This window comes from Chamaesiphon polymorphus CCALA 037 (assembly GCF_003003845.1).
GTDB lineage: Bacteria > Cyanobacteriota > Cyanobacteriia > Cyanobacteriales > Chamaesiphonaceae > Chamaesiphon > Chamaesiphon polymorphus.
Map to the genome: position 1 here is coordinate 1 of NZ_PVWO01000237.1, position 8628 is coordinate 8628.

Genomic DNA, 8628 nt, shown 5'->3' on the forward strand with positions numbered 1-8628 from the left:
GTGGATGAGTGGATGGGTGGATGAGTGGATGGGTGGATGAGTGGATGGGTGGATGAGTGGATGGGTAAAAGCACAATTTTCACTCTCCCACACCCAACTCCCAACTCCCAACTCCCCACCCTTACGCTGCTTGATGTAAAATTAAGCGATTGCCATCGGGGTCGTAGGCATAGATTTCGCGACCGTGGGAGGCGGTGGTAATTTGCCCTGGGGGTGCATAGCCGAGTTTGGCTAATTTGTCGATCGAGTCTTCTAGACTCTCGACTTCTAGGCACATGCTCATCCCGCTTTGCTGAGGATGCCCAAATTCCTGACGATTGCTGGGATGGGGACAAAAAATTCCCAATTTCAATCCAGCGATGGAGAACTCTGCATAGACATTCGGAATCGATCGATCGGGTGCAATCTCCAGAAATTGGGTGTAAAAGTCTACGATCCGATCGAAATTAATGCTGGCGATCGTGACTAGGGCAGAGGTAAGCATGAATATTTTAATACTACAACATTAACTTTAAATCGCAGACTGGCAAATGGGTTTATAATTGGCTACGCTTGGGAACTATATTATATAAACAAAGACAACTCGTATATATAGTTTAACGACATTAGGCGAGATGACTGGGGAGCATCGATAAGTTATGGAATTGGCACAGCGCATCACCGGGATCGAACCATCTGTCACCCTCGCCATTGCGGCTATGGCGAAAGCCATGCAGAAAGATGGCAAGGATGTTTGTAGTTTCAGTACGGGAGAACCCGACTTTGATACTCCAGCACACATAAAAGATGCTGCCAAACAAGCTTTAGATCGGGGCAAAACCAAGTATGGTGCCGCCGCAGGTGAAGCTCAACTACGCGAAGCGATCGCCAACAAGCTGCAACGGGATAATAATTTAAACTATGCCCCTGCGAATATTTTGGTCACCAATGGGGGTAAGCATTCGCTCTACAATTTGATGGTGGCGTTAATTAATCCTGGCGATGAGGTGATTATCCCCGCACCGTTTTGGTTGAGTTATCCCGAAATGGTGAAATTAGTCGGCGGTATCCCCGTCATTGTCGCTACCGATAGCAGTACCGATTATAAAATTACGCCCGCTGCTCTCGATGCTGCCATTACGCCCAAAACCAAGTTATTTATTCTCAATTCTCCTTCCAATCCTTCGGGGGTAGTTTATACTCCGGCTGAGTTGCGAGCCTTGGCGCAGGTAATTGTCGATCGCGATATTCTAGTAGTCTCGGATGAGATTTATGAAAAGATCGTTTACGATGGCGTCGAGCAAGTCAGTATCGGTGCGTTGGGTAAGGATATTTTCGAGCGGACGATTATCAGTAATGGGTTTGCCAAAGCCTATGCGATGACAGGTTGGCGGATCGGTTATCTCGCCGCTCCCATCGCGCTGATTCAAGCCGCTAGTGCCCTGCAAGGGCATAGTACGTCAAATGTCTGTACTTTTGCTCAATATGGCGCGATCGCGGCTCTAGAAGGCTCACAGGACTGTGTAGAAAACATGCGCCAAGCTTTTGCCCAGCGCAGGCAAGTTATTTTAGAACGGCTCCAGACAATTCCAGGTTTAAGTTGTGCCAAACCGGATGGGGCGTTTTATATTTTTATCAATATCGGCAGTACGAATCTCCAGTCTCTAGATTTTTGCCAGCAATTGCTCGAACAACAGCAAGTTGCCGTCATTCCCGGACTACCCTTTGGTGCGGACGACCACATTCGGATCTCGTATGCTACGGATCTCACCACGATCGAAAAAGGGATGGACAGGTTAGATAAGTTTATTCGATCGTGCGTCGGCAATTAAAGCTAGCACGATCTCATTTCGAGCTACTGAAGATAGCCGCTAACCCTGGACGGCAAGTGAATTACGTACCAAGATCGCTTGTCGGAATCTGCCGACATCCATGCCTGGTGCGTAAGCTTCGACTACCCGATTGGTACGCTGACACTTAACGAACAGATAGTCGCAGTCCCAACACTGAGTGCGACTGAGTTGGCCGTCGAGGAGATGACGTTCGGCATGGGGAGAGCCGCAGTTGGGGCAAATGATTTTGGTAATAGCTGGCATTTGGACAATTTATCGAGATGGGGTGGGTAGTTCTACACGATCGCGATAATCTCGATCGATCCTCAGCCGGATTTTTAGTTAACGCGCCTGGGGATCGAGGTAAAACTCGCTAATTTGGACTCGATCCAATCGGGGATCGACTTTAATAACTATTGAGCCACAAACATCTCGAATAGTTGTGGAATTTTTTCTTAAGAATTTATAGTCCGTGACAATCGATATCGACTGAGTGGGTACGCTAAATGTGGTAGGTAGGGCCTTGAGTTTGTGACTACTTGCTGGTCGATATTGAATAAAGTCCAGATCGATCGATAGCCAGATATAATGTTAAGAATCTGTCGCTGGCGATCGAGATCCAAAATCATAGCCAAATTCATGCGGCTTCTCAATCTATATTGCTCGATAGCAGCTAGATCTGGCTTCAAGTAGTGGCAGAAACCACTTCTCCTTGCTCGGGCAAGGTTTTCTGCTACTGAATCAAACCAATTAGGGAGAGAACAGTAGCACCACTAGTAGCAATGAAAATTTTAGTTCTTATTTGGGAATTTCCACCACGCCTCGTTGGCGGAATTGCTCGTCATGGAGCTGAGTTGTACCCAGAGTTGGTTACATTGGGTCATGAGATTCACCTGATTACTGTCGAGTTCTCTCAAGCACCACCCAAAGAGATTATTGAAGGCATCTACGTTCACCGCGTTCCTGTCGCTGGCTTCAGCCAAGATATCTTCAATTGGATTGGGAATATGAACGACAGCATGAGCAAGTATAGTACCAAATTAGTGGAGCTATCTGATGATTTCGACTTAATTCACGCTCATGATTGGATGGTGGCAGATACGGCACTTTATTTGAGCGAAAAGTTCCAAATTCCGATCGTGGCTACGATTCATGCGACTGAATTTGGTAGGCATAGTGGTATTCACAACCCCAGTAGCGAACACGTTCATTCTCAAGAAACACGCCTGGTAGAGGCGGCTACCCAAACGATCGTTTGTAGCGAATACATGCGCCAAGAAGTAGGGCAGATCCTCAAATGTCCGTGGGAAAAAATTAGCATCATTTACAACGGTATTCGTCCCCAGAAAAAGCAACGTCCCAAAGATTTTGATTTCTGGGATTTTCGCCGTAGATTTGCCGCCGACCACGAACAAATCGTCTATTATGTCGGACGGATGACGTATGAGAAGGGAATATTTGTCCTTTTAAATGCCGCACCTAAAGTCTTATGGGAATTGGGCGGAAATGCCAAATTTATCTTTATTGGCGGGGGTAATACCGATGGATTGAAACAACAAGCTTGGGATTTGGGAATTTGGGAAAAATGTTTTTTCACGGGTTTTATGTCTGATGAAGATTTAGATAAATTTCAAACTGTTGCCGATTGTGCGGTATTTCCCAGCCTCTACGAACCCTTTGGTATCGTCGCTCTCGAAAGTTTTGCCGCTAGGGTACCAGTGGTTGTTTCCGATGCTGGCGGACTCGCAGAGGTAGTTAGGCATACCAAAACCGGAATCGTCACCTGGAAATGGGATTGCAATTCACTCGCCTGGGGGATTTTAGAAGTACTTAGAAATCCTGGTTATGCCAAGTGGTTGACAGATAATGCCTACGACGAACTAAGCAAACGCTTTAATTGGGCGAAGATTGCCGTCCAAACTGAGGTTGTCTACAAGAAGGCACTGACTAAAACCAAGGAATCTCTTCAATTAGGGGGTAGGGGATAGAAGTGTCAGACGGCCATTACCAACAGATGAGTATCGCCCAATAGTTGAGTTGGCATTTTGTGTGTAACTCGATAGCAAAATTCAGCCCACTATCTAGGTTTCAGAGACGACCTATTTTATAAAAAATAGCACCTACCTACTTAAGCCGAAAGTCTAGAAAGTGTGTATTCATGCTATTAGACATTTTCGAGAGTTTGTTGACGCAATGTCTACTCTTAAAATGTCAATGCATATCGATCGCTATCTTCTGGTTCTAGCTTGATATAAGATCGACCTTCAATGATGCGAAGTTCTTCACTATTAAGTTCCAACTTATAGCCGCTATCCTTCAGCGGATCGAAGTCTGGTTCTGTACTAGCCAAGTCGAGAATCATCACCAATTGTCGCAGAAATTCACGAGGCACAATCCCCACATCACCACCAAATCCTTTGGTCATTTCGGTAACTAATCGTTCGATAAATTCTGGGGTAACTTTCCGATCGAGTTGCGCTCGATTATCGGTAGGATATAAAGATCGCAATTTCAGAGCTAGTTCTGTTAAGATTTCAGCGTTAAAAGGCTTGAGTACTAGTTGCGGCTGACGCTGATTATAAAATTTACCATTTTGGATTAGTTTTAAGCGATTGTGGAGTGGTTCCAATCCAGCTACGCCGCGATTAGTATCAAAAAACTGTGGCGTACCTGTAAAAATCCACAATAAACCAGGATAACGATCGGCTGCATCGCAAATTTGGCGAATACCATTTAACGATTTGGCTCGAATATCCGATTTCATCCGTAAAATGGTTTCAACTTCATCGATTGCAATTACTAAGCCTTTATATCCAGCAGCTTTGGTAATTGCTAAAATACCTTGGAGATAATCCATTGCCTCCGTACTGTTAATATTGCCCTTCACATTAGCAATTTTCTTAGGGCTAACAGACACATTTTTACTGCCAGAAAGCCAAGATATCAGTGCGCTAGCATTCTCAAGATCGTTGTTTTGTTTGAGTTTAAAAATTGCTCGCAGTACGCGAATCATATCTTGGGGTGCTTGCCCCTGAGTGAGAGAAGTTAAATCCTCTTCAATTCTTTTTTCTACTTTTTCATCAAAATTTGCCAGATCGGGATCGGCTCCACCAGCAATTAAAGCCGCTTCTACGCGTCCAATCCATCGATCGATAATAAATCCTAATGCCCCGCGTTCGCATTCACTCGTGCCTAATTCTTGCACGACTTTACGGTAGACGTCATCAAATTTGTGAAAATGTAAATCGTTATCTGAAACTACGACAAAGCTAGTAGCAAAATCTTCTGAGCGAGCATCCAGAAGAGCCAATCGCGATACAAAAGTTTTACCGCAACCATAGCCACCTCTGAGAAATTTAAATACTCCCTCCCGATTGCTGGCTAAGTCTAACTGACGTTTAATTTCAGTTCTGGTTCGATCGATACCTACGGCAAAAGCTTCTAACCCTCTCTCTGGTACTACCCCCGATCTCAGTCTTTCAAATATATGCTCTATGTCTTGTTTGCTAATTTTCATATTTTACTAATTTGGATATTTTAACTATTAATGATTTGTCCAATAAATATTGTCAATTTAATTAGACATGCACTGATTACAAAAGTGCTACGCGCAACTGGAGCAATAATCATGTCCATACATAGGGATTCTTTCACAAGAGCGACAAGTATTATGCGCGCTCGTAACTCGCTCGAAAGAGTCATCATTTGACTGTGATTTAACATCGAAAACTGAATCTTGAATTATTGTATTTTCCAGTTCTGATACAGCTCCATTAGTTTGAATATGGGGGAGTTCTATCTCTACTAAATCTGCCTGTAAAACATCGGCGGGATGTGGTGGTTCGACAATTGTGACGATCTCTTTAACATAACGGCTACCGCTGGCTGATGATTCTACTTTGACCGAGAAGGGTAGATGTAGAGAATATTCTCGTAACCTATTTGCAAATTGTCTACTGGCACGAGAATTATCAAGACGATGATTGACTTCTGATTCAGTAATTACTTCGTGTCTATCGATATGTTCTAAAATTTGCAGATGTGGATTACTTTTAAATATTAAATGTTCTTGCCATTTTTTGTATTGTAGAAGTTCTTTTTCTTGTTTTAATTTAGATATCTGTTCCTTGAGATCGGATATCTGCTTATTTGTAGATTGCCACTGGCGATAGAGATCGACAATATTAATATTTAATGAGTCATCGACATTATGGCCTGAAGCAAAGAAGATACTATCTTCTAGCTCAATAATTTTATAATTAATATCTTCTTTATCTTGGTGCCGATGTTTTATTTCTAACTCTAGTTCATCGATCGCAGATTGCCGAGATTTTATCGAGCGATCCAACTTGTTATTCTCTATCGACTTTTGCTCTTGTTGCTCTTCGAGCGTATAGAGCTGTTGCTGTAATTCGTTGCGCTCGACTTGCTGTGTGGCAATTTCTGATTGGAGAATCTTAAATTGACTCTCTAGAGCTGCAATTTCAGCTTCGATTTTTTCTTTATTAACTGAATGTTGGCTAATTTCCTCTGTTTTTGCTTGTGCTAACCCTAGCTCTTGAGCTTGTCGATCGGATAACGATCGAGATAAACTATCGACAGCAATCGAGAGTCGATTTTGTTCTGCTTCGAGTCGAGAAATATGTCGATCGATCTTATCGAGATAAAGTTCTCTTTCTGCTATTTTTGCTGGTAAGCTATCCGATTGCTGTTTTAAATCTGCAATCGTGCTTTCTAGTTCCCGCTTGCTAAGAGTATTTTGCTCTACCTCTTGTCTGAGTTGGGTACATGCTGCTTGCAACTCCTGCTCTTGGGAGCCAATTTCGCGACAGCTACTTTCGCTCATTGCAATTGCTGTCGAACATCATCTAAACTCGATCGCGATTTTGCTACCTGACGCTCGATCTCCTCTTTGCGCTGACGAGATAGAATCGTCATGCTTGCCGCAACTGCGGGAACTGTCCCTAAACCCGCCCATGTAGACTGTTGTAAATTACGACTAACTAGGAAGGTAGAGCCAAATCCTACCCCACAGGATACAGAAGCCAGCAGAAACCAATTCTTGAGCATATCGAGTAGCCAAATAGATATTTACCCCCCTCAAATGCTGTGTTGTCGGCTCTTGGAGAGCGCATCGCGAGGGCTGCTACTATATACTCAGGAACGCTACATCTGTCAGGAACATAAATAAGATTTATAGTCGATCGATACCCATTTAGTTTTGGCAGGATTCGGCTAGCGCGGGATAAGATCGTCGAGACGAAGTTTAAGTTCGGGGAAAGTAGGAGATGAAATAGATTCTCCCAGTCGAAATTGTTGTTGGCTGTAGCTATCGCCGACAAGTTGACAGACTGTAATAGTTGGTTGTTTTGGTTTACCGATAAAAGCGATACCGCCGATACCTAGATAGTCTACGATCCAGTATTCAGGAATGCCCAAAAGTGCATACTCTTCCATCTTGCGGGCGTAATCATCTTGCCAATTGGTACTGACAACTTCAACGACTAATTGAATGGTACTGCCATTACAAATTATCGGTTCTTTTTGCCATAGTGGTTCTTGACTGAGTTTAGTTTCATCTAGGACGATGGCATCGGGGCGCAAGACTGTAGCCGCCATTGCGGGTGGTTTGATGAGGCAATTTTTGGGTACAATCCAGTTGCGGTGCGAACGGAGGATTTCTACGAAAATATAGCCAATTATCTGTCCCGTTACGGCTTCATGAGGGCCAGTCGGTTCCATGTCGCGCAATTCTCCATCAATTAACTCGTAGCGGGGATTGTCGCCGTATTGAGAGACAAATTCATCAAAGGTAAGAACTTTGGTAGAAGTATAGGTCATAAAGCGATCGGGCTGTTATCTTCTGTGGCGATATGTTCGATCGTGACTCAGATCGAACGATGAATCGATCTTCACTTTGTATCTGCATCATAACTTGTCTGACCGATCGCGATCGGGATTTTGTGTGTAACTCGATCGACACAGGCGTTACTATATATATGTCCGATTTACTCCACAACTATTTCCTTTGAACTCAAGTTGCTCGAAAGTCGTGCCGAGTCGCCAGCCGCTTACTGACTGGCAAAAAATGGGTCTAAAACTGACTTCCAGTCAGCAAGGGCGGGATGTGGTACTCGCGATCGATCTGACTGGAAGTGTACGATTGAATGATGAAGGGCGATTGCGCCTGAAGCAGATTATTCAGGATAGTTTGCGTCCCGGCGATGCGGTGTATGTCGCGCCATTTGCATCGATTGTAAACCCGCTGCAACCGCAAGTAGATTGTTTATCAGCAGATGCGGCAATTCCGTTTAGTGGCAAGCCAGCAGATATCGAGCGGATTCTTCAAAAATTACCGCTCCAATCTAGCGATGCGCTCCAGAATACGGACATTCAGATTGCAGAGGCGACAATTTATAAGGGTTTAGCGCAGTTAAATCAGTGTCGGCTCACTGCGAACAAACCAGTGAGAACGCAGTCGGTAGTATGGATTACTGATGCGCCGCTGCTAAGCAATCCGGGCATCGCTTCATCTGTCTGGGTAGAGACGCCAGCGGGTAGTCCTTTTCGCGAACAAAATTCGGCACAAAGTCAAGAGCGACAAGCATGGATCGATGCTTTACCGCTAAAATTGCGATCGCAAAACATTGGTAACTATAACTTGAGCGTAGTCGATATCGCCCCGACGGTGCAAGAATTTTGCACTCCAGCACCAGGTGGGCAAGAAACTTGTTTGATTAACGGTTATTTATTTCAACAGCTTTGGTTGCCAGTTTTGCTGAGTTCTGTGGGCATATTAACAGCACTTGGGGGGGGT

General features: G+C 44.3%; 9 protein-coding genes. 3 read left to right on the forward strand and 6 right to left on the reverse strand.

The window, feature by feature from the left end; genetic code table 11:
* Positions 1-121 precede the first annotated feature (121 nt).
* Positions 122-484, reverse strand: coding sequence for a VOC family protein (locus C7B77_RS17230; RefSeq protein WP_106307429.1), 363 nt, complete (start codon positions 482-484; stop codon positions 122-124).
* Between the two features lie 154 nt (positions 485-638).
* Between C7B77_RS17230 and C7B77_RS17235 the strand changes: the two genes are divergently transcribed.
* Positions 639-1811 (forward strand): pyridoxal phosphate-dependent aminotransferase, encoded by a 1173-nt coding sequence (locus C7B77_RS17235; protein WP_106307432.1) that lies wholly within the window; start codon positions 639-641, stop codon positions 1809-1811.
* Between the two features lie 39 nt (positions 1812-1850).
* On the opposite strand, the gene C7B77_RS17240 is transcribed toward C7B77_RS17235, so the two are convergent.
* Complete coding sequence (locus tag C7B77_RS17240; protein WP_106307435.1) at positions 1851-2075, reverse strand: hypothetical protein; 225 nt, start codon at positions 2073-2075, stop codon at positions 1851-1853.
* Between the two features lie 518 nt (positions 2076-2593).
* Here C7B77_RS17240 and C7B77_RS17245 point away from each other — a divergent pair.
* Positions 2594-3799 carry a glycosyltransferase family 4 protein gene (locus tag C7B77_RS17245; protein ID WP_106307438.1) on the forward strand — a complete coding sequence of 402 codons (1206 nt, stop codon included), beginning with the start codon at positions 2594-2596 and terminating at the stop codon, positions 3797-3799.
* 215 nt (positions 3800-4014) lie between these two features.
* Here C7B77_RS17245 and brxD read toward each other — a convergent pair whose 3' ends face one another.
* The 4 genes from brxD to C7B77_RS17265 all read right to left on the reverse strand — a co-directional run bounded on the left by brxD (position 4015) and on the right by C7B77_RS17265 (position 7652).
* Complete coding sequence (gene brxD, locus C7B77_RS17250) at positions 4015-5328, reverse strand: BREX system ATP-binding protein BrxD (protein ID WP_106307441.1); 1314 nt, start codon at positions 5326-5328, stop codon at positions 4015-4017.
* 87 nt (positions 5329-5415) lie between these two features.
* Positions 5416-6657 carry a hypothetical protein gene (locus C7B77_RS17255; protein WP_106307444.1) on the reverse strand — a complete coding sequence of 414 codons (1242 nt, stop codon included), beginning with the start codon at positions 6655-6657 and terminating at the stop codon, positions 5416-5418.
* Positions 6654-6881, reverse strand: coding sequence for a hypothetical protein (locus C7B77_RS17260; protein WP_106307446.1), 228 nt, complete (start codon positions 6879-6881; stop codon positions 6654-6656). Before C7B77_RS17260 ends, C7B77_RS17255 begins: the two co-directional genes overlap by 4 nt.
* A gap of 165 nt (positions 6882-7046) precedes the next feature.
* Entirely contained in the window at positions 7047-7652 is a 606-nt protein-coding gene (locus C7B77_RS17265; RefSeq protein WP_106307449.1) for a Uma2 family endonuclease, read from the reverse strand.
* A gap of 187 nt (positions 7653-7839) precedes the next feature.
* Between C7B77_RS17265 and C7B77_RS17270 the strand changes: the two genes are divergently transcribed.
* On the forward strand, positions 7840-8628 hold a 789-nt coding region (locus tag C7B77_RS17270; RefSeq protein WP_181243901.1), incomplete at its 3' end, for a vWA domain-containing protein.

Excerpts from the sequence above, each read along its gene's own strand:
- C7B77_RS17245 (WP_106307438.1), top strand. The coding sequence starts at position 2,594 with ATGAAAATTTTAGTTCTTATTTGGGAATTTCCACCACGCCTCGTTGGC.
- C7B77_RS17240 (WP_106307435.1), bottom strand. The coding sequence starts at position 2,075 with ATGCCAGCTATTACCAAAATCATTTGCCCCAACTGCGGCTCTCCCCAT.
- C7B77_RS17255 (WP_106307444.1), bottom strand. The coding sequence starts at position 6,657 with ATGAGCGAAAGTAGCTGTCGCGAAATTGGCTCCCAAGAGCAGGAGTTG.
- C7B77_RS17230 (WP_106307429.1), bottom strand. The coding sequence starts at position 484 with ATGCTTACCTCTGCCCTAGTCACGATCGCCAGCATTAATTTCGATCGG.
- brxD (WP_106307441.1), bottom strand. The coding sequence starts at position 5,328 with ATGAAAATTAGCAAACAAGACATAGAGCATATATTTGAAAGACTGAGA.
- C7B77_RS17265 (WP_106307449.1), bottom strand. The coding sequence starts at position 7,652 with ATGACCTATACTTCTACCAAAGTTCTTACCTTTGATGAATTTGTCTCT.
- C7B77_RS17235 (WP_106307432.1), top strand. The coding sequence starts at position 639 with ATGGAATTGGCACAGCGCATCACCGGGATCGAACCATCTGTCACCCTC.
- C7B77_RS17260 (WP_106307446.1), bottom strand. The coding sequence starts at position 6,881 with ATGCTCAAGAATTGGTTTCTGCTGGCTTCTGTATCCTGTGGGGTAGGA.